The 22800-nt window shown below is 41.1% G+C and carries 13 protein-coding genes and 2 tRNA genes; 13 read left to right on the top strand and 2 right to left on the bottom strand.

What is annotated here, in order from left to right:
• Positions 1–192: 192 nt before the first annotated feature.
• The 12 genes from ACM0OX_RS00220 to ACM0OX_RS00275 all read left to right on the top strand — a co-directional run bounded on the left by ACM0OX_RS00220 (position 193) and on the right by ACM0OX_RS00275 (position 17287).
• Positions 193–5613: an AAA family ATPase gene (locus ACM0OX_RS00220; protein ID WP_414512084.1), complete on the top strand. Its 5421-nt coding sequence runs from the start codon at positions 193–195 to the stop codon at positions 5611–5613.
• 25 nt (positions 5614–5638) lie between these two features.
• Complete coding sequence (locus tag ACM0OX_RS00225) at positions 5639–7090, top strand: ATP-binding protein (protein WP_414512085.1); 1452 nt, start codon at positions 5639–5641, stop codon at positions 7088–7090.
• 206 nt (positions 7091–7296) lie between these two features.
• Positions 7297–8511, top strand: a complete 1215-nt coding sequence (locus tag ACM0OX_RS00230) for an FAD-dependent oxidoreductase (protein WP_414512087.1) — start codon at positions 7297–7299, stop codon at positions 8509–8511.
• A gap of 181 nt (positions 8512–8692) precedes the next feature.
• Positions 8693–8926, top strand: a complete 234-nt coding sequence (locus tag ACM0OX_RS00235) for a hypothetical protein (protein WP_414512089.1) — start codon at positions 8693–8695, stop codon at positions 8924–8926.
• 292 nt (positions 8927–9218) lie between these two features.
• On the top strand, positions 9219–9341 hold the full coding sequence (locus ACM0OX_RS00240; RefSeq protein ID WP_414512091.1) for a hypothetical protein: 123 nt from the start codon (positions 9219–9221) through the stop codon (positions 9339–9341).
• Entirely contained in the window at positions 9304–9438 is a 135-nt protein-coding gene (locus ACM0OX_RS00245) for a hypothetical protein (RefSeq protein ID WP_414512092.1), read from the top strand. Before ACM0OX_RS00240 ends, ACM0OX_RS00245 begins: the two co-directional genes overlap by 38 nt.
• A 64-nt stretch (positions 9439–9502) precedes the next feature.
• On the top strand, positions 9503–11323 hold the full coding sequence (locus ACM0OX_RS00250) for a hypothetical protein (RefSeq protein WP_414512094.1): 1821 nt from the start codon (positions 9503–9505) through the stop codon (positions 11321–11323).
• A 189-nt stretch (positions 11324–11512) separates the two neighbouring features.
• Positions 11513–12652 carry a glutamate--cysteine ligase gene (gshA, locus tag ACM0OX_RS00255; RefSeq protein WP_414512096.1) on the top strand — a complete coding sequence of 380 codons (1140 nt, stop codon included), beginning with the start codon at positions 11513–11515 and terminating at the stop codon, positions 12650–12652.
• A gap of 336 nt (positions 12653–12988) precedes the next feature.
• Complete coding sequence (locus ACM0OX_RS00260) at positions 12989–13450, top strand: tRNA (cytidine(34)-2'-O)-methyltransferase (RefSeq protein ID WP_335198969.1); 462 nt, start codon at positions 12989–12991, stop codon at positions 13448–13450.
• A 792-nt stretch (positions 13451–14242) separates the two neighbouring features.
• The gene (locus ACM0OX_RS00265) at positions 14243–16567 is read left to right on the top strand and encodes a peptidoglycan DD-metalloendopeptidase family protein (RefSeq protein ID WP_414512099.1); all 2325 of its coding nucleotides are present in this window, start codon (positions 14243–14245) and stop codon (positions 16565–16567) included.
• 166 nt (positions 16568–16733) lie between these two features.
• Positions 16734–16807: transfer RNA gene (locus tag ACM0OX_RS00270), tRNA-Met, on the top strand.
• 407 nt (positions 16808–17214) lie between these two features.
• A tRNA-Ala gene (locus ACM0OX_RS00275) sits at positions 17215–17287 on the top strand.
• Positions 17288–17366: 79 nt separating this feature from the next.
• Here the strand turns inward: ACM0OX_RS00275 and ACM0OX_RS00280 are convergent.
• On the bottom strand, positions 17367–17675 hold the full coding sequence (locus ACM0OX_RS00280; RefSeq protein WP_414512101.1) for a hypothetical protein: 309 nt from the start codon (positions 17673–17675) through the stop codon (positions 17367–17369).
• Between the two features lie 75 nt (positions 17676–17750).
• Positions 17751–18662: a hypothetical protein gene (locus tag ACM0OX_RS00285; RefSeq protein ID WP_414512103.1), complete on the bottom strand. Its 912-nt coding sequence runs from the start codon at positions 18660–18662 to the stop codon at positions 17751–17753.
• 244 nt (positions 18663–18906) lie between these two features.
• On the opposite strand from ACM0OX_RS00285, the gene ACM0OX_RS00290 reads away from it, so the two are divergent.
• On the top strand, positions 18907–22611 hold the full coding sequence (locus tag ACM0OX_RS00290) for a hypothetical protein (RefSeq protein WP_414512104.1): 3705 nt from the start codon (positions 18907–18909) through the stop codon (positions 22609–22611).
• The last annotated feature ends 189 nt before the right edge of the window (positions 22612–22800 follow it).

A 22800-nucleotide genomic window follows, 5' to 3' on the forward strand; every position in this document is an offset into this window, starting at 1 on the left:
TCATGTAGATAATAATTACATCATTTACTATACTACCGTTCAAAAGTCTGCGGTTGTTCTAGCTTTACTTCCTGATATTTAAAATCCGATAAGATAACGGCAAGAATGGATGGCAAAAGGCACCTTCTTGAAAAAATGATAGAGCGGATCTGGGAATACTAAATGCTAAGGTCTTAAAAATTCAAAAGAATTATGATTAGCAGTGTAGTCACCATTCCCGGCTATCAAGTCAGCGAAGAACTCTACAACGGTTCTAGAACCCTAGTTTATCGAGCAGTTCGAGAGACTGACCAACAGCCTGTGGTCATTAAGCTGCTGAAAAATCCATATCCCAGCTTCATTGAGCTTTTGTCATTTCGCAATCAATACACCATTGCCAAAAATCTCAACTTACCTGGAATCATTCAAACCTACAGTTTGGAAACATACCAGAATGGCTATGCATTGATAATGGAAGACTTTGGGGGAATTTCCCTAAAGCAATGGGGAACTGTGCCAACCCTGATGGAATTTTTGCACTTAGCGATCGCCCTGTGCAATATATTAGATATTCTCATCCGTCATCGAATTATTCACAAAGATATTAAACCTGCCAATATTCTGATTAATCCAGAAACTCGCGATATCAGACTCATTGACTTTAGTATTGCATCTCTGCTACCACGAGAAACCCAAAGCCTGAAAAGCCCCAATGTGTTGGAAGGGACACTCGGCTATTTGTCACCGGAGCAAACTGGACGCATGAATCGCGGTATAGACTACCGCACTGATTTCTATTCTCTAGGCGTAACTTTTTACGAGTTACTGACGGGACAATTACCTTTTCAATTAAACGACCCAATGGAGTTAGTGCATTGCCATATTGCCAAACTTCCACCATCCCTTCGGGAAGTTAAAAGTCAAAAGTCAAAAGTCAAAAGTGAAGAGATTCCGGAAGTGTTGTCAGATATTGTGATGAAATTGATGGCAAAAAATGCTGAAGACCGCTATCAGAGTGCATTCGGGCTGAAATCTGATTTAAAAATTTGTTTGTCTCAACTTCAGGAAACAGGCAAAATTGAAAGTTTCCCCATTGGGCAACGGGATGTTAGCGATCGCTTCATTATCCCTGAAAAACTCTATGGTCGGGAAGAAGAAGTCAAAACTTTGCTAGCAGCATTTGACCGTGTTACTAATCATCAGATGGTTACTGAGCGTAGCCGAAGTACAGAACTGATGTTAGTCGCAGGGTTTTCTGGTATTGGGAAAACAGCAATTATTAACGAAGTTCATAAGCCGATTGCCCAACAACGGGGCTATTTCATCAAAGGTAAGTTTGACCAATTTAATCGGAATATTCCTTTTTCTGCCTTTGTACAGATGTTTCGAGATTTAATGGGACAATTGAGCCGTGAAAATGATACTCAATTATCAGCTTGGAAAACCAAAATATTAGCAGCGCTGGGTGATAATGGGCAAGTTATTATTGAGGTAATTCCAGAACTAGAACAAATTATCGGTCAACAGCTACCATCACCTAATTTATCTGGAACTGCGGCACAGAATCGCTTTAATTTACTCTTTCAAAATTTTATCCAAGTATTCACTACCAAAGAACATCCTTTGGTGATTTTCTTGGATGATTTGCAATGGGCAGATTCAGCATCTTTGAAGTTAATGCAGTTGCTAGTGGATGATTCAGTGAGGGGATATTTATTATTGATTGGAGCTTACCGAAATCATGAGGTTTCTACTGCTCATCCTTTGATGTTGGCACTAGAAGAGATTGCTAAAGCCAAAGTCACAATTAATATTATTACACTAGCACCTTTGAGTACAGCCAGCTTAAATCAACTAGTTGCCGATACCCTCAGTTGTTCGCAAGAAGTCGCACAAGCACTAACTCAACTGGTATATCAAAAGACCAAAGGGAATCCATTTTTTAGTACGCAATTTCTCAAAGCACTGCATGAAGATGGACTAATCCAGTTTGATTTCGATCGGGGAATTTGGCAGTGTGATATTCCTCAAGTGAAAGCGTTAGCTCTAACAGATGATGTTGTTGAATTCATGGCATTGCAGTTGCAAAAGTTGCCAACAGCGACCCAGGATGTTTTGAAATTAGCGGCGTGTATTGGTAACGAATTTGACTTAGCAACCTTAGCGATGGCTACGCCCGCCGTTGGCATCGCACGAGGCGCAAGCTCAAATAATTTGCCCACAACATCAGAAGCCGAAACTGCAACAGCCCTATGGAAAGCTTTACAAGAGGGGTTAATTCTACCTCAAACTGAAGTTTATAAGTTTTATATAGGTCAAAAGATTCAAACAATTGCAGAGCAAAATTCACAAGTAGTTACTTATAAGTTTTCCCACGATCGCGTCCAACAAGCTGCTTATTCCCTGATACCTGACGATGAGAAACAGTCTACTCACTTAAGGCTGGGGCAACTACTATTAAATAATATTTCTCCGAGCGAGCAACAAGATAAAATTTTTCAAATTGTTAGTCAATTAAACATAGGGTTGGGATTACTTACTCAACAGAACGAACGTAATCAACTAGCTGAATTAAATCTGGTAGCTGGACGAAAAGCCAAGGCTTCTACTGCTTACACTGCTGCGGTTCAGTATTTAAAACTAGGAATAGAATTGTTAGCAGCAGACAGTTGGCAAAATCAGTATGCTTTGACGCTAGCGCTGTATGAGGAAGCCGCAGAAGCAGAATATTTAAACACCCACTTTGAACAAGCTATCAGTCTAGCAGACCCGATCTTGCAAGAAACTACACATCTGTTAGACAGAATTAAGACTTATGAGCTAAAAGTTCAAATTTATATTGCTCAAGATCAGCAAGTTCAAGCTATTGAAACAGGGTTAAAAGCATTAGAGCAGTTAAAAATTCCGTTGATATTACCTGATGTAGAGAAGGAGAATTCTTTAAAGCGACTACCAGAGTTGACAAGTTTAGCTAATATTCCAGAAATGAGCAATCCTGAATCTCTGGCTGCACTGCGGTTGCTGATTAGTATTACTCCTGCTGTTCATCATGTCAAACCGGAGATGTTTCCGTCAGTAGCGCTGACAATGCACCATCTTTGTCTTGAGCAGGGACATTCATCTTTGGCTGCTTTTGTCTATGGAATCTATGGCTTATTTCTGTGTGCTGTAATCAAAGATGTAGACACTGCTTATCACTCAGGTCAAATATCTCTAGAGTTACTAGAGCAATACCATGCCAAAGAACTTAGCTCCAAAATTTATATGCTCTTTGGTGCTTTTATCTGTGCTTGCAAGGAGCATGGTCGAAATACACTCAAATTGTTACGAGAAGGTATGCAGTGTGGCGTAGAGGTCGGAGATATCGAATACGCTAGCTATTCAATGATGGCTGAGTGTATGCATTTATTCCTGATTGGAGAACCTCTAAATTCTGTTGAGAAAAGGCAAGCGAAATATATTGATTTACTTTTAAACTTCAAACAAAAGCATTGTCTTGATTATGCCCAGATTTGGAGGCAACTCACTTTAAACTTCTTCGGACAAACTTCTGACCACTTTCACCTGACTGGTACTGATTTTGATGAGACGGAAATGCTACTGCATTTTCATAAAACTCATAATCATCAATCACTATTTGCCATCTATGTAGCTAAAACAATTGTACTTTATAACTTTGAAAAGTATGAACAGGCTGTAACTAATGCAGAGCAAGCCACTAAGTTTGTAGATGGAGCCTTTGGCCCACTACTTGTTGCCGGACATAACTTTTATTACTCTTTGCCCTTACTTGCAGGTTATTCTGAGTGCGATAAAAGCCAACAGGAACGTTGCTTAAATCAAGTAGGTATCAACCAAAAACTCATGCGCTACTGGGCTGATAATGCTCCTGCTAATTACCAGCACAAATATGATTTAGTTGAAGCGGAAACAGCGCGAGTGATGGGAGATACACTCAAAGCAATGGAGTATTACGATCGCGCCATTGCAGCAGCTAAAGAAAACGGCTACCTCAACGAAGAAGCACTTAGCAATGAGTTGGCTGCCAAATTCTACCTCAACTGGGGTAAAGAAAAGGTGGCTCAAGCCTACATCCAAGAAGCCTACTACTGCTACGCTCGTTGGGATGCCAAAGCTAAAATCGATGATTTGGAAACACGTTATCCGCAATTACTCCAACCGATTTTGCAACAAAAGCAATTCATTATCCAGCCTTTAGAAACCCTCGCTATACCTGCCCGGACGATTCATCAACCAATGCAAACATCTAGCTCCAGTAGCACTTCTATCTCTGAAGCCTTGGATTTTGCCACTATCCTCAAAGCCTCCCAGAGTCTTTCTAGGGAGATTCAATTAGACAAATTGCTCATTAACTTGCTCAATGCAATTATCACCAATGCTGGAGCCAGTAAATGTGTGCTGATGTTGATGCAAGAGAATGATTTGCAAGTAGAAGCGATCGCTCAACTAGGACAAGAACCCAGCATTGGACTAGCACTGCCAATAGATCGGAGTTTTGATATTCCTGTCAGCCTGATTTACATTGTCAAACGCAGTCTACAATCCCTTGTCATCGCTGATGCCAGAATAGAGGCTGTTCTGGTGGCTGATTTCTACATCACGAAGCACCAGCCCAAAAGCCTACTGTGTAATCCCATCGTGCATCAGGGTAAACTGCTGGGAATTTTATATCTGGAAAATAATCTGGCTGCGGAAGCATTTACACCAGATCGATTGGAAATTGTCAAGCTCTTATCATCCCAAGCTGCCATTTCGATCGAAAATGCTAATCTCTACAATACTCTCGAACAGAAAGTTAGCGATCGCACTCAACAACTTTCCCAAGCCTTAGAAGAACTCAAAACGACTCAAGATCAACTTGTGGAATCCAAGAAAATGGCTGCTTTAGGTAGCCTTGTCGCAGGGGTTGCTCATGAAGTTAATACTCCTGTTGGGACTAGCATCACACTGGTATCAACCCTGATTGATAAAACTACCGCTCTCATCACCACAGTTGAGCAGGGACAGCTGAAACGGGCAGATTTAACCAACTACCTGAAAATTGCTAAAGAATGTGGAGACATTATTTTGACAAACCTTAATAGTGCCGCAGAGTTGGTGCAAAGTTTCAAACAGGTTGCTGTCGATCAAACCAACCTAGAGCGACGCACTATTAGGGTTAAACTTTATCTGGAAGAAACGCTTTTTAGTTTGGCACCAAATTTAAGAAAAACACCACATACGGTAACTATAACTGGCGATGATACTGTAACCATTAACACTTATCCAGGAGCATTAGCACAAGTTGTCACCAATTTGGTGATGAACTCTCTCATGCACGCATATCAGCCCGAAGAAGCTGGGGAAATGCACTTTCATGTTTTACAGCAAGCCGATCGAGTCATTATTCAGTACTGTGATGATGGCTGTGGTGTTCCTGAAGAGTATCACAGCCGCATTTTTGAACCCTTTTTCACCACAGCAAGGCATCGCGGTGGAACAGGATTAGGATTGCATATTGTCTACAATCTAGTCACCCAAAAATTGCGCGGAAGAATCAATGTGCAAAGCGAAGTGGGTAAGGGAACTCTATTTATAGTAACCCTTCCACTTGAGCCACAGGTTACTCCATGAACGCCAGAATTAGGGACGATCGAATATGCCCAGTGAAAATCAAGGGGTTTCCAACTCAGAAACTGATGCTTTTTTTGTCTTTGCAGACAACGATGATACATTTATCTTTGCAGATGACAATGGCGGACAAGCAAGCAATGATAGCGGTTCCCAAGCGGTTTCAAACTCTCCACCAGCACCTGTAGCAGTATGGAAAGTCTTGATCGTGGATGACGATGTATTAGTCCATCGAGCCACAATTCTAGCACTCGAAGATTGCACTTTTGAAAGCAAACCTCTGACGTTTCTCCATGCCCACTCTGCTACAGAAGCAAAATACTTAATCCAAACGCATCCAGATACGGCGTTAATTTTGCTGGATGTCGTTATGGAAACAGATGATGCTGGATTGCAAGTGGTTCAGTATATTCGGGCAGAATTGCACAATCAAAAAGTACGAATTATATTACGTACAGGTCAGCCTGGAGAAGCGCCGGAAGCGTCGGTTATTTTGGATTACGATATTAACGACTATCGGCTTAAAACAGAACTGACACGGCAAAAGCTGATTACAGTGGTGATTTCTTCCCTTCGTTCCTACGGTAATATCCTCAAAATAGAGAACCAAAATTCTGAACTTACCCTCGCCCTAGACCATCTTCAACAAACTCAAGCTCAACTAATTCAAGCAGAAAAAATGTCGTCTTTGGGACAAATGGTTGCAGGCGTTGCTCATGAAATTAACAATCCGACAAACTTCATTTATGGCAACCTATTTCACACAGAAACTTATGTGCAGGCTCTATTAAAACTCATCAAAACTTATCAAGAACATTATCCCACTCCAGTGGATGCGATCCAAACTATAACAGAGTCTATTGATTTACCGTTTTTGATGGAGGATTTACCTAAACTATTCGACTCAATGCAAGCTGGAACTGAGCGTATTAAACATATTGTTGAATCACTGCGTAACTTCTCCCGCTTAGATGAAGCGGGAATTAAACCAGTAGACATTCACTCCGGCATTGAAAGCACTCTGTTAATTTTACAACACCGACTCCAAGCTAATGATAAGCATCCAGAGATCGCGGTGATTAAGGAATATGGTCAACTGCCTTTAGTTAACTGCTATGTCGGTGCCCTCAATCAGGTATTTATGAATATCTTGAGTAATGCAATTGATACTTTGGAAATGGGGGCTGGCGACTGGGGAATAACAAGTGAAACATCTTCCCTCCCGACAATTCACATTCGCACCGAAATTCAGGATGCTGATAGAGTTTTGATTCGCATCACTGACAATGGTCTAGGCATGAATGAACCAATACTTAAGAGAATATTTAATCCTTTTTTTACCACTAAGCCTGTGGGCAGTGGTACAGGTTTGGGATTATCGATTAGCTACTCGATTGTAGTGGAACAGCATGGAGGTAATTTAACCTGCTCTTCTGCGCCAGGCAAAGGTACAGAGTTTGTCATCGATATTTTTATTTAAAGTTGGTTTTTGTTACTATCAGCATCCGCAAAACCGATGACAATCCATTAGAACACGAATTCAAGGTTGATTCTTAAGGAAGATGACTAAAAAACTACTTAGGAGTCAAAGTAATGACTGTGGATCTAGCTGAAAGGTAAAGTTGACTTCAGATATGCAAGAAGTGTATATATTCGTGGGAATATTCTGAATTCTGACTTAATAATATGAACGCAAATTTCACTCAGAAATTCTCCCAACCCATAGTAGAGAAAGTTGCTATTGTCGGTGCTGGCCCAGGTGGTTTGGCTGCTGCGATCGCACTGAGAAGCCAAGGGATAGAGGTTCAAGTATACGAAAAAGCCCAAGAATTTCGTCCGGCGGGAACTGGACTCGGACTAGCTCCCAATGGCTTGCATTCTCTAGATGCGATCGCGCCGGGAATTGTCGAAACCCTCAAAAGTTCGGGATGCGAAGTTCACCACACAGTTTTAAAGAGTATTCAGGGAGAAACAATCCGAACTAACGCAACTAAATATTTAGAGCAATACGGACAACCTTTGTTAACTATTTGGTGGTATCGTCTACAGCAAGTCTTAGCATCGAGATTGCCGTCTGACATAATTCACCTCAATCATCGCTGCATCGGCTTTCAGCAAGATGCAAACGGTGTGAAAATTCATTTTGATGGCGAAAAATCGGTAGATGCAGATTTGCTGATTGGGGCTGATGGCGTTAACTCTGTCATCAGAGAAACTTTATTTGGCGAAGGTAAGCCTAATTATATCGGTAGTATGTGTTGGCGTGCCGTCATTAAGTATCGCCACGAGCTATTTAATGATTATGAACTAGTTTTTGTCAAAGGCAATCAACAGTTTATGTACCTTCTGAATGTGGGCGGCGGCTATACCAGTTGGATTAGTCGGAAGTTCTCACCTGAGTACTCCCTTTCGCACAGTGCTGATGAAGTGAAGTCTCGTATTCTCCATGAATTAGCCGACTGGGATGAATCCTTTCGGGTGGTGGTAGAAGCGACACCAGCCGAGGAAATTTGGGAAGGGCCGATTTGCGTAGGCGTAGCCCGCCGTAGGCATCGCCCACCGTTAACTCAATGGAGTCAAGGCAGAGTCACTCTCTTAGGCGATGCCGCTCATCCAATGGCACCTGCAATGGGACAAGGAGCCAATACCACTTTTGAAGATGCATACCAACTACGAGAGTGTTTTTCTGATTCAGCTAATCTGCAAGAAGCTCTGACTAGCTACGAACAGTGTCGCATCGAGCGGACAAAACTCATTCAAGCTCGTAGTGCCTTGGGTGAAATGCGGTACTACGATATTAACACCGTGGCATCTAACGGCCAAACGCAAGAGCGGCAAATGAGTATGAATGATGATTTTCACAAATGGGTGTACGACTTTAAGCCATCTGTAAAAAGTTAAATTCTAGTGTGGTATTAGCAATACTCCGAACAATTTTGAGTTGAGGGAATCGACAAGAAAGCTATCGAACCATTATGGTGCTGACGAAATGATAAGTCTTTAGCCGGACATCGATATGAGACACCATGCATTTCTGGAAAAGACATTGTGGCATGTGTAGTAAGAAAGCAAGTATCACTTGATGCTCAATTTAGCTCAAGGGGGTCTAATGATCGATCGCTTTTTGAATCTAATTTTTATCGATTCCTTCGCTGTAGTAATTAACCTGACATTTGGTACATTACTTCGCACTAAAATCTGCAATTATTCATGGGATGGAGTTGTAAATGATGAGCTTTCAACACCAGAAAGCAGCGCTAGTTCTTCTAAATCTCCATCATCCTTAGAAGAGGTACAAACCACTCATCTTCCATGAAGCCTGCCTGCTGTAGCGATTCTCATTTGAATTAAATATAGGCTTGATTAGGGGCGTACATCTGTGCGCCTCTATGAGAATCTATGTTTATATCGATTGTCACAAGCAATAACTAGAATTTTAACGGGAATACGGTAAAATCCAAAAGAGCTTTTATTGTTACCAACGCGGGTTAAGGATGGAAGTAATATGATTACGTTTTTGGCTGGAGGTGATGTTGCTCTTTGTGTGAGGCTATTGTTTCTATGTCATACATGTGGGCTGGGCAACTCTAATTTTGAATGTGGTTGCAATGGCTTTAGGTTTTGCGATCGCTACTTTAACCCGATTAGGAGAAAAACGCGTTACGGCAATTACAGTAGAAGTAGGAATTCAAAATGGGACACTGGCGATCGCTACCTACGCTGCTGAATAGTATTACAATGGCTATTCCTGGGACAATTTATAGGTTTGTGACTGGTGCTGGATTTGCTTGGTGGTCTAGTCGTCGCCAAGGCTTGTTGAAAGCATAAAATTACTTTGCATTATGGATTACAAGTATTTATAGAAATTGAATTATCCAATCTTGTTACGTTGATGTTTATAGCCTCTTCTGCTAAACCAATTGATGACAATCTCAAAAATTTTGTAGACGAAATTGAAGCGCAAAGTTCTAGTTTATCAGTTTTAGCAGCGCGTCAATTCCGTTATAGTTTGCGTCAGACTCCGGTAGAAGTGAGCATTAAAGAACCCCGTCAGTTTAACGTACTCGAAGAATTTATCATCCGCGCTGCTATTGAATTTCAACCTCCGCCAACAGAGGATGAATTAGCTTCTGTACTTGGGCTTGATTCTGTATTTATTAAAACTACTACTACAACTCTTCGTTCCCTACAAACTCTATCAGCAACATCGGCACTAACAGTTACTCCTGAAGGTCGATCATTTTATGAAAAAGGGTCGGTACCACAGCCGCCATATCCTATACAAATTTATGCTATTACAGACCCTTTAAGCGACAAGATAACTTTTCAATCTGAATCCTTAAATGAGACAGTCATAAATTTGCCTGATTTGGCAGACTTTATAACTATTGATAATACAATTACCGATATTGCTTCCTTACCGCTTGAGGAAATCCAAAAAAGTATTCAAGCTTCAGGTTTAGCACTTCATGTTCCAGAAGAGGGAAAAATTGTCACTTCCTCCAAGGTACTAGCTTCGACTCAAAAAATTTGGAGAAAGATATCGCTTTTCGTTATCTTTGATGCTCTTGAGAATAAATTGAGTATCCAAATAAGAAATGGAAAGCAAATTGTAGAGTCAGCATCAAATTGGTTAGAAGTTCTACATGCTGAAGGTAAAATATCCTTGCAAGTGTTATGTAAATTGTCAACCGAAACCATCAACTTTGAACGTGAAGCCATTCTCAAGCAGAAAAATACTGAAATAGAAGCTAGACTCGAAAATATTCGCACAAAGGCGATAACAACTGCTAAAAAATCTGATAAAAAGCCAGTAGTAGGTGAAGCCATTCAGTTACGAAATGGACAAATTAGCCAAACTTTTTTAGAAGTTTTAAATTCGGCTAAAAGCCAAATTCTGATTTATTCTCCTTGGGTGAATCAAGCAGTTGTTAATGAAAAATTTCTTACTCTATTACAGAAATTAGCTAATCGCGGAGTATGGATTTTAATTGGATATGGAATTGCGCAGCGACAAGAAGATGAAGAGAAACCAATTCCACCAGAAGTGGAGAAAAAACTTCGAGCGATAAAAACACTTGATGGTTTATCATCTGTACAGGTTTTTTGGTTGGGAGATTCCCATGTCAAAGAAGTAATAGTTGATCGAGGAATCTACCTTTGCGGATCTCATCACTGGCTATCTTATCGCGGCGATTACCTACCACTAGGCGAGTCAGTTTATAAAGTGACAATTCCTCTTCAAGTCCAGGAGGCTTATGAATTTCTCACCAATCGCTTCCAAAATCACGCTCAAAAATTATGGCAAAATGCTCTAAAAAACCGCGATTCTGAACTGGCTGTAGAGTCTTTATGTGTGTGGGGTGCGTTAGGTATGGAAGATATTGCACTCAAAGAGATACAGAAAAATAATTGGTTTGAACTTTTGCCTATATGCTTAAATGTAGCACTACAGGGATTAAAATCGAAAAACCTATCAGGTGATTCAGCAAGTTTTAAAACAGCACTTTCGTTGCTCAATCAAGTTTCTGTTGAAGAAGCTTTTATTGAGCAATTGCAACAGGGATGGCGGAAAGTTATCGGCGCGATCGCAATTAACAATCCCGAAACTGCTTTAAACTTACTTAATGATGAAGTCTGGGCACAGTTTATACGTCTCAAGATTGTTCAAGAGAGTGATTCACCCAATGATTTTATTTTGTCCTGTACTTAACTGACACTAGGATATTTTTCATACTCCAATAGTCATAATTTATCAAAGACAGCCCAGAAATATACCTAGCTTGTATTTCGCGGGGATTATCAATTAAATGATTCTTAACCTTTGATTGACTTAAAGATAGATCCAGAGATTCGTCTTGTTCGATACAATTTATAGGTAGAGAGAGCCGAGGAGAACAAGGTGGTCTTATTAAAAGGCTTTGAGATTGAGATGTACACTGGCACGCCTCAAGGTGAAATCGTCGGTCTCTCCGACAAAATTGTTGCGGCTTTGGATGGATTTATGCGCGAACCAGATAGCCGCAACGTCGAGTACATAACTCAACCATCCCATAATTACGAAAATTTATTGTGTGCTTTGTTGCGTCCCCGGCGAGAGTTGCGAAACTACCTCAATCGTTTGGGCGATTACACCCTGATACCAGGGAGTACTTTATCTTTGGGTGGGGGCGATCGCTTTCTCCGTTCCGATCCAGCAAACCCGTATCATGATTACATTGAGAATACCTACGGCACGAAAGTAGTTACCGCTAGCGTACACATCAATATAGGCATCAGTGACCCAGAAGTATTAATGCGGGCATGTCGAGTCATCCGTATGGAAGCGCCCCTATTTCTCGCCCTCAGCGCCTCATCTCCCTTCTTGGATGGCAAAGCTACTGGCTATCACTCCACCCGTTGGGGCGTCTTCCCACAAACGCCCAGCCATGTACCCTTATTTGCCAGTCACGCCGATCATATCCAGTGGGTGGAAGATCAACTCGTTGCCGGAACTATGCAAAATGTAAGGCATTTGTGGGCATCAGTGCGACCAAATGGCGATCGCCGTCCTTATGACTTGAATCGCCTAGAACTACGAATTTGCGATTTAGTCACAGATCCCATTGCCTTATTAGCTATTACTGCCTTATTAGAAGCGCGTTTGTTGCAAATAATCGAAAACCCCAGCATCGATCCGTTAACCCAAAGCACTTTCTCTGCTGAAGAACTTGTTACTCTGACAGCTGACAACGAAGCTGCTGCTGCTGCTGGTAGTCTTGATGCTCAATTGAGGCATTGGCAAGATGGCAGAAACATTATAGCCAGAGATTGGATTGCCGAAATTTACCAAGATGTTTGGGCGATCGCCAAACAACAAGGTTTTAGCTGTTTCCTTTCCCCTTTGCACAAAATCCTCCGCGAAGGCAATGAAGCTCAACAGTGGTTGCAATTACACGCAGTCGGTTTTGACAGCCAGCGCGTCATCACTCAGGCTATTATTGCCACCCAAGAGCGCGAAATCGAACTCGAAGACAAATTATGTTCGTCTCTGCTGGGTTAACTCAAAAGGCATTGGGGATTAGGCATTGAGAAAACACTTTGTCTTATTCCCTTATCTCCCCATTTTCGTCTTCATACAAATGGTAGATTTTTTTCAGGCACTACCAGCCCTAAAAGACACAAGTAATTACCTTTTCTACACAAAACTTAATATTTACCGATTGTTGTCAAATATCCTCTCAGGCATTGCTCTGGGATGGTTTGTACTTCGTTTTAAAAATCTAATCGATAGATGATGCTTGATTATTATTAACAAAACCTATGAATAGCCTCTACCTTTTGGTAGATTTAACATTGACACTAAATTGTTTTATACAATACGTAAGTTGTACGGATAATGCCTCAGGTAGTTTTAGTTAACCCGCAGATACCTCCTAATACAGGTAATATTGCCCGTACTTGTGCAGCTACGGGTACAGAGTTGCATTTGGTGGGGCCTTTGGGATTTGAAATTAGCGATCGCTACCTCAAAAGAGCCGGCTTAGATTACTGGCCTTATGTCAAACTACACTATCACGAATCACTAGAAGCCTTTAAAACCGTACATCAGAGGCGTGGCGGCAGATGGTTGGGTTATACGGTTAATGGAAATTGTAATTATGTAAGCTTTCAGTTTCAACCTGATGATTGGCTACTTTTTGGTAGTGAAACCACGGGTTTACCACCAGCAATTTTGTCAGATTGCGATGCTACCCTTTATATTCCCATGAGCCAACCGGGGGTTCGCAGCTTGAATCTGTCAGTGAGTGTAGCAATTGGTTTATTTGAAACCCGTCGTCAGTTAGGCTATTTACAATAGTTGCTTACATTCCTGGTTATAAGTGTATTTACTTATGAGCTTTCCAGAAACCTATTAGACGATTTATTTGTGACTGCAAAAATTTTCTTGGTGACAGCAAGAATATGTAAAACAATATACCAAAAATTAAGTTTATTCGCAAAATGTAGTGGAAGATACTTACAAGTATAGTAAGGTTATTATAAGAAATTTGTATATGAAACTTGGGATATTACCAAATTTGAATGATAGATTTTGATGAATTTAAAACATCCTAAACTAGGAACGAAATTGCTAAAATCCAGTCATGTATTACATTTGAGCTATTTTTGCTCAATCAAGGACAGAAATCAGCCCAAAAGTAGCCGATAGTTAATACGGTTGTTTTTTAGGGAATAATCAACGTAAAGTCTCGTGTTGAGAAGACTGATGGGGTAGAAATATCTTGAAGATATCTACAGCAGGGGGCATAACTTTTCCAGAAGTCGCCGCAATTTAATTTTCAGCAGCGACTTGGACTTGGCAAATAGTTTGTCCAGTCCCCGCGATTGACGCAAGACAAGCGCGGATAATGGTAAAGAGTAAAATCGTCCTAAGTGGTGTTAGGAGTGGTTCGGACAGGTAAACACAGCAAAATTTAAGTTTTGCAAACAGATGTGAACTTGTCTAAATCAGAGAAGCAGGTTAATCTTGCGTAAGCATCTCTGGTGAATGTGATCTCGATCTATCATTTGTTGCGATCTAAATCATTGACTAGTATCCAACTGAAAAATCGAGGTTAGTTAAGCGCTAGTGATCGTAAGGAGGTCGTCTTTGAAACGAGCATTGAAAAAGAGAGTAAAAGCTGTGTTGAACAATACCCCTAGCAGCGATGATGCCCCGGTAGAACTGCTAAATGTGATGAATCCAAAAGTTAACAGCCGGGTGCGGACAAAAGCGGCGATGATTGGCTTGGCAATCTCTATGGGAGCAACCAGCCTTTTGGTGACTCGACAAAGCGATCAAGCCCAAGCAGCAGTGCCAGTAGGTAGCCAAAAGGCAACTTCAGCGATTCCTGCTGTTCCTGACACCCAGGTGAAATTCGCCTCCACTAAGCTGGAGTCCCAAGCAGTCTCATCAGCGAGCGTGCCGGAAAATCCTGTAATCGTGGAACCAACGGCAGTCTCACAAGTGCCTGGGCTTGAAGCTAAATGGCAAGTCGCGGCAAGTGGAATATCTTTGCAAGTTCCTGCATCAAACACGTTTTCTCAAACAACAGCAGGTTATAAAAATTCCACTTACCTGAAGCCCAAAATGGCACAGGGATTGAACAATACCTTAGCCGAAACTAGTTTTCCAACAGTCAATAAGCTGTCTGACTATAGTGCTGATGGTGTTGATAGTACAAATACATCACTAACTGCCCAGCCACAAACAGTGGCAACGTCAACCGCAGCTAACAGTGAAATAAATGCACAACTTAAGGCGCAACAAGAGTTCGCACTAAATCGCTTACAAGAAAAATCGAACCGTTTAAGAAAGAGTCTGGCGCAGTTGCAGTCTGGAGAGACCAAAAATTTATCACAAGCTGATATAGAATTGGCGCAGCCGACAACTGTGGTTGAGAAAACTGCATTAGCAGTCCAGTCAGACACTTCTAGCGATGCAAGCCAAGCGAACCTGATATCGAGGTTGAAACAGAAGACACAGACAAGTGCATCTGTACCAGCGGCGCCAATAGTGATTGCCTCCTCGACACATACAGCTTATGAAGTTAAACCTGGAGATACATTAGCAGCGATCGCCAGCAGATACAACACTTCAGTATCAGAACTAGTTAAAGCAAATAACCTCAATAATCCCAATGAACTGCGAATTAGTCAAAAACTAGTTATTCCTGCTGTTCAAACTCCTGCTGTTCAAATTCCTGCTGTTCAAGTTGAGGCAACTGTAGCGAGTCAGCCCACTTTTGTAGAGCCTAGCAAAACTCCAAAAGTAGCTACCTCCCCTTTGAATATTGGCAGTGCTAACTCATATCTACCTAGTTCACCATCGCCAACTATTGCCGATAACAGTAGCGTTGCCGTCCCTACACCGGTAACTGTACAGGTTCAGGCAAATAGTGCGACCGAATTAGAAACTGCCCCCCTGCCTACAGCTAAATCTTATGGCGTCGGTGGTGACATTCCAGTGCCACAAGCTTTTGCCGAAATGCAACAGCCTAAGACACCAGCAAATAGGGTAGCAAGGGTAAACAATAACAATAATGACCGTTTGCGGGGCTTACAAGCGGAAATCCAGAGGTTACAGCAGAAATATCGCGCTCAACAGTCTGGTAATTTAGTTGTGCCAGCAGCAGCGATCGAAGCAAATAATCCTGCTATGCTCACTCCTATTTCTACGCCCAATAATTTCAGTGTACCTAACCCTGCATCTAGACCAAATAGTGTAGCAATACCAATTCCAGTTCCGACACCGATTCAGGCTAACTATAGAGTTCAGCCAATTAAGTCCCAATTCCGTACTACTGTACGCCCTACCGAAGCAGTAAACCCAGAATTCCTGCCTAATCTAGGTTCTGCTAGCCAGTGGACTCCCTCTCGTACTCAATCTGCCACAAGGGTTGCAACGCCTTCTGGAAGAGTAAATGCCTCTGACTCCTTAGGAAAGATGCGAGGAACTACAGTTTCTCCACAGGTATTACCGCCTTTGGCAGCAGTGGATCAATATCTTCCCAGACCCATTGACGAACTTACACCTCCTCCATCTTCCTCAACCTTAGCTTACACCTGGCCAGCAAAGGGCACCCTTACTTCTGGCTACGGCTGGCGCTGGGGTAGAATGCACAAAGGAATTGACGTTGCTAACTCTACTGGCACGCCAGTTGTCGCTTCTGCTGAGGGGACGATACTAAAAGCTGGCTGGAACAATGGTGGCTACGGCAACCTCGTCGAAATCCGCCATCCTGATGGCAGCACGACTCGCTATGCTCATAACAGCAAGATTCTGGTGCAACCTGGTCAGGCAGTACATCAGGGAGAAACAATTGCTTTAATGGGTACCACTGGTCACAGTACTGGGCCACACACCCACTTTGAAATCCATCCATCAGGCAAGGGTGCTGTTAACCCAATAGCTATGTTACCGGAACGCCTATAATTCTTGGCTGTCTGTAACTAAATTATTACCTTCTTAGTTGAGGGAGCTTCCCTCCCTCTTCTACTTTCTATTCACTCAATAGGGATGGAAGTTATAACAAAATTGCAAAAGGGGCTAGTCTTATGCAATTTTGTATGCTATCATAGATGATGATTTGGAAAAACATGGCTCAGTAGCTCAGTTGGTTAGAGCACGGGACTCATAAGCCTGGGGTCGTTGGTTCAACTCCGACCTGAGCCACTTTAAAAGTCAATCTATATAAGGGTTTCAGTTTCTAGTCATCTGTAGTACTAGGGAGCGGAATTGCTATATAAGGCTCTTTTGACTATCCAATGACTATGCTTATTCAACAGCGTGATAGTCATGAAAGTTGGAATTGAAGCCTTGAAAGCTCGTTGAAGATTAAGATTTCCTAGACTTTTGTTTAATGGTAATGAGAAATACTTATCTTAAAATTTAGCTGACATTGCTGAAAATACGGTGATTGTTGAAATTAAGGCACGTCAAGCTGAATTAGACATACTAGCTGGCATAGAACTTAATATAGTTGTCTTGACTTAACTTGCATAAACTTGCATAATAGTTAAGTTAATGCAGTTTATATTAACTAATTAGTAAGCTTTCAAAGCTTACCTAATAAAGGTTCTGGGGTTATAGCGCAGTTGGTAGCGCACCTCAATGGCATTGAGGGGGTCAGCGGTTCGAATCCGCTTAGCTCCATTATTCAAATCTAGCTACTCAAAACCGTTGTTATGCCAAAAACATACCTGTAAACGCTCTGGTGATTCTTTAGTTATTCTTAAATATTCCAAAAAACAATTCCAGCACTACTCTCACTGCCTACGGGAGTAGTTCTGAGCATGATAAAACCACACCATTGCTTGCTGCATGAAGGGGGTGTGAGAGGATTAGAAAAACCATTAAACCCATTAAGTTGTACTCCGTTTTGCTGGATAGAAGTTGTATCTTGGAGTTCGGTGTTGGAGTCATCAGTCAGCGTTGGTGCAGAGTTAGTTCCAGAGTCAGCGATCGCTGTACCTATTCCCACAAAAGAGCATAAATAAATCACTACAATTGGTGCCAATTTTTCAAGCATATATTTATTCATAGTTGCACCTCTTAAGAAAAGAAATTAGGTAAAAGCCGCAACGAAAGTTTTTGTTGCGGCTTTTACTTCACGAGCTTAACGGCTTGCGCGATCGCATAACTGAGTACCACCAGAGGACGCAAAGCACGATGTTCGCATTTTCGCCACATCTTCCTTGGGAATCGGCGATAGAGAAACAACAGTATAATAGTTAACACCTTTGAGGGTATCACCCGAACCGTCAAGGTTACTCAAGGTTAAGGAATTACTTGTTGCCAGCTGTTCGCCGTCCCAGTATCTGTCGGATAAATTACCAACAGCAGGTCGATACAAACGCCAGTAAAGTTTTTTACCAGACAAGTTGTTTGCCTTAACAGCTAAGTCAATAGAGGGTACAGAAACGCTCAACTGAGTAATAGGAGATTGGAAAGTAGTCGGTTGTGGTGGCGTAACTGTACTGTTGCTAGAGGTAAGCAAAGTATATAAAGCAGGAGATGTTTTAGTAAAAGTTACACCATCCACTACTTCATTCTGGGTAGGCAAGCCAAAATGAAGGTGAACTGCGTAGCTCACTGCACAGCCACGATCCTTAGGTGTATCACCAGCAACAACACCAATCTGTTCACCTGCACGAAACTGACGGTTGTTATAGATATTTCCAGAATTGCCTTGAACATGGAATAAAGTATATTGCCTGCCACCACTATTAGCTTGTTCAAGTAAAATTGCGTAGTGGTTAGAAGTTCCTTTTGCAATACAATGCCAGACAACTTTTGAATCAACAGGTGCGAGGACTGGAGTACCTGCTGGAAGGTCAATATCAAATGCTGACTTGCCTAAACCATCGACGTGCAATGTCTGGGATACTTTACCGGAGACTCCTCCTTGCCAAGGAAATTTGCCAAGAGTATTTGCTTGGGCAGCAAGAACACTTGCTAGAATGATTGTGGAAGCGATCGCGCCAGTAGCTAAAGTTCTAGAGATAAGTTTTTCAAGTAAAAATTGCATATTGGCTCTCCAAAGGTTTTGTGGATAAAGGTGTTTGCTTTTTGTCTTGGCTTGATTACCTCGACACAACCTATCAAATCACCACTGCCAAATGGTCGGGGCGCAATTAACGACATTAAAGTAAAGTTCCTGAGTAATAATCCTGAAACCTTTGTCACAATTAGATTTGGGGATTTGCTAAAGAAAACCTAACTTAGTAAGGTCGTCCTTAACTTCCTTAAAGTCATCTTTCTAAAATAGGTCTATGGGAACAGGAAGAAAACGAGGTTTCGTGCTGACGGAGATTGGTGAGAAAAAAATAATTGATGCCCTCACTAAAAAAGAAGTGAAGCCTCGTTATCAGGCTAGTTGCTTAAAAGAGGCGACACAAAAGATTGGTGAATCCCTAGATAACACCACAATCCGCAAAATTTTACGAAAGCAGGGTGTTGACGAAAACTCAATCCATTCTGTTTTTAAAGCGTTAGAACTACAATACAAGCATGGTATTGATAGCGTACTAGCTTTAAAAGATACTAGTATTATAAAGAGTGAAATTTTAGAAAAATGTCCCTATCAAGGCTTATTTGCTTTTAGGAAGGAGGATGCGCCTTTTTTCTTTGGGCGTGAAAGTTTTATCAAAACTTTAGTAAATGCGGTACAAAAAAAACCGCTAGTAGCAGTTGTTGGTAATTCTGGAATTGGTAAATCTTCGGTAATTTTTGCTGGGCTTATTCCTATATTAGAGGAACTAGGAACATGGAATATAGCAACTTTTAGACCAACTAATAGTCCTTTTTACGGACTGGCTAAGGCATTGCTTGAATTATTTGAACCAGAGATGGATACGTTAGAACGAGTAACCAAAGCTAAAAAATATGTAGATAATTTCAAAAAAGAAGATTTAACTTTAAAAAATATTTTAGAATTTAAGTTGCAAGAATTTTCTTCTAAAGAGCGGTTTTTAATAGTCATTGATCAACTTGAAGAACTTTACACACTTTCTTTAGAATATGAAAGAAATATTTTTATAAATCAATTATTAGAAGTAATCGAAATAGAAAGTCAAAAACGAATACCTGATGTTATTTTAGTTATTACTTTGAGAGCAGATTTTTATGGATATGCTCTATCTCATCCTGCTTTAGGAAAAGCTTTGCAAACATGGAAGCCAGAAAATCTTCTAAAGATGAGTTTCGATGAGTTAAAAGAGGCTATTGAAAAACCTGCGAAGGTAGCAGGATTAAAAATTCAAGATGGACTAACACAAATTATCCTGAATGCTATAAAGAACAATCAAGGCGAATTACCCTTGCTAGAGTTTACCCTAGAAAAACTATGGAAAAAGCGTAGCAATGGTCAATTGACAATTTCTGCCTATGATGAAATTGGGGGGGTAGAGAAAGCGTTAGCTAATCATGCTGAGGAAGTTTACAACAAGTTAGACGAAGACGAGAAGAAGCAAGCCAAGCATATATTTACTCAATTGGTAAGTTTTGGAGAAAATACAGATGATACCCGTCGTCTGGCTACCCGTGATGAGATTGGAGAAGAAAACTGGAAATTAGTAAATAAATTAGCTAGTTCAGAGCGCGAACTAGAAGCTCGTTTAGTAGCCACAAGTTATGATGAATCTAAACAACAACCAACTGTTGAAGTAGTTCATGAAGCTTTAATTAGAGGTTGGGAACGCCTGCGGCAATGGATGGAGGAAGACCGGGAATTTAGAAAATGGCAAGAGCGGTTACGAACTGAAAAGTATATCTGGGAAAACAGTGGTAAAGATAATGGTGCTTTGTTGCGAGGAGCATTACTAGTAGAAGCTCAAGACTGGTTACAGCGAAGACGTGAAAGTATTACTAATTCAAAAGAGATAGAGTTTATTCTAGCAAGTCGTCAGTATCAGGAACAGGAAGATGTTGAACGTATTCAAGAGTTATTGAATTTATCTCAGAAAGAATTACAGTTAAAACAGCAGTTAATTTCTTTAGTAACTGCTGTGAAGGCTGGTATCAAGTTACGCAATATTGAAGATCCTTCAGAGAAATTAATAATAAATGTTATTGAAAGGCTACAACAAGGAAGCCATGAAATTAGTGAACAAAATCAATTGATAAGACATGAGGGTGAAGTAAATGGGGTGGCTTTCAGCCCAGATGCTTCAATAATCGCTTCAGTCAGTGACGATCAAACTGTTAAAATCTGGGACTTAGACGGTAAGCTTTTACAAACTTTTTTAGGGCATACTAATGATGTTCTTCGAGTGGGTTTTAGCCCCGATGGTCAAATAATTGCTTCTGCTAGTTCTGATAAAACAGTAAAATTATGGAATTGTGATGGGATACTTTTGAGAACCTTAGAAGGACATACTGATCGGGTTTATGGAATAAGTTTTAGCCCCGATGGTCAAATGATTGCTTCTGCTAGTCTGGACACAACAGTCAGACTGTGGAATCTGGATGGAATCCTTTTGAAAACCCTAGAAGGACATACCGATCGGGTTTATGGAGTAAGTTTTAGCCCCGATGGTCAAATGATTGCTTCTGCTAGTCTGGACACAACAGTCAGACTGTGGAATCTGAATGGAGTCCTTTTGAGAACCCTAGAAGGACATACTGATCAGGTCTGGGGACTAGCTTTTAGCCCCGATGGTCAAATGATTACTTCTGCTAGTTCTGACAGAACAGTAAAATTATGGAATCTGAATGGAGTCCTCTTGAGAACCCTAGAAGGACATACCGATCGGGTTTATGGAGTAAGTTTTAGCCCCGATGGTCAAATGATTGCTTCTGCTAGTTCTGACAGAACAGTAAAATTATGGAGTCTGAATGGAGTCCTCTTGAGAACCCTAGAAGGACATACCGATCGGGTCTGGGGAGTAAGTTTTAGCCCCGATGGTCAAATGATTGCTTCTGCTAGTGGTGACAGAACATTGAGATTATGGAATCTGGATGGAATCCTCTTGAGAACCCTAGAAGGACATACTGATCAGGTCTGGGGAGTAAGTTTTAGCCCCGATGGTCAAATGATTGCTTCTGCTAGTATTGACAGAACAGTCAGATTACGTAGTAATAATGGAATCCTCTTGAGAACCCTAGAAGGACATACTGATCAGGTCTGGGGAGTAAGTTTTAGCCCCGATGGTCAAATGATTGCTTCTGCTAGTATTGACAGAACAGTCAGATTATGGAATTGTGATGGGATACTTTTTAGAACCTTAGAAGGACATACCGATCGGGTCTATGGAGTAAGTTTTAGCCCCGATGGTGAAATAATTGCCTCTGCTAGTGCTGATAAAACAGTAAGACTATGGAATCGTAATGGGACAATTTTGAGAACCTTAGAAGGACATACCGATCGGGTCTATAGAGTAAGTTTTAGCCCTGATAGTCAAATGATTGCTTCTGCTAGTCTGGACACAACAGTCAGACTGTGGAATCCTGATGGGACAATTTTGAGAACCTTAGAAGGACATACCGATCGGGTTTATGGAGTAAGTTTTAGTCCCGATGGTCAAATGATTGCTTCTGCTAGTTCTGACAGAACAGTCAGATTATGGAATCTGAATGGAATCCTCTTGAAAACCCTGGAAGGACATACTGAGCGGGTCTGGGAAGTAAGTTTTAGCCCTGATGGTCAAATGATTGCTTCTGCTAGTTCTGACAGAACAGTAAAATTATGGAATCGTGATGGGACAATTTTGAGAACCCTAGAAGGACATACCGATCAGGTTTATGGAGTAAGTTTTAGCCCCGATGGTCAAATGATTGCTTCTGCTAGTTCTGACAGAACAGTCAGATTATGGAGTATTGATCGTGAAGATTTAATATTAAACTTGAATGTTAAATTGAATAACTTACTCAAAAAAGGTTGTAATTGGATCGGGGATTATCTCGCAACTAATCCTAATGTTACCGAAAGTGACAGCCATCTGTGTGACGATATTTGCTCTCCACAACAAAAGTCATAAAGAAAACTAATTGATATAGTATAAGTTTTGTCTAATCTCTTATTAATAGTTATTTTATCCACCATTGGTTATTCGTTTGTAAACTTCCCCAACTAGCCAATCTGACACTACCTTCCGAAAATCACGGTCATTCATGTAAGGCATCATGTAAAAATAAGTTGTACAAAATTTATTTGGAATAGCTTGCTA

The organism is Nostoc sp. PCC 9305 (assembly GCF_963920915.1).
Classification (GTDB): domain Bacteria; phylum Cyanobacteriota; class Cyanobacteriia; order Cyanobacteriales; family Nostocaceae; genus Nostoc.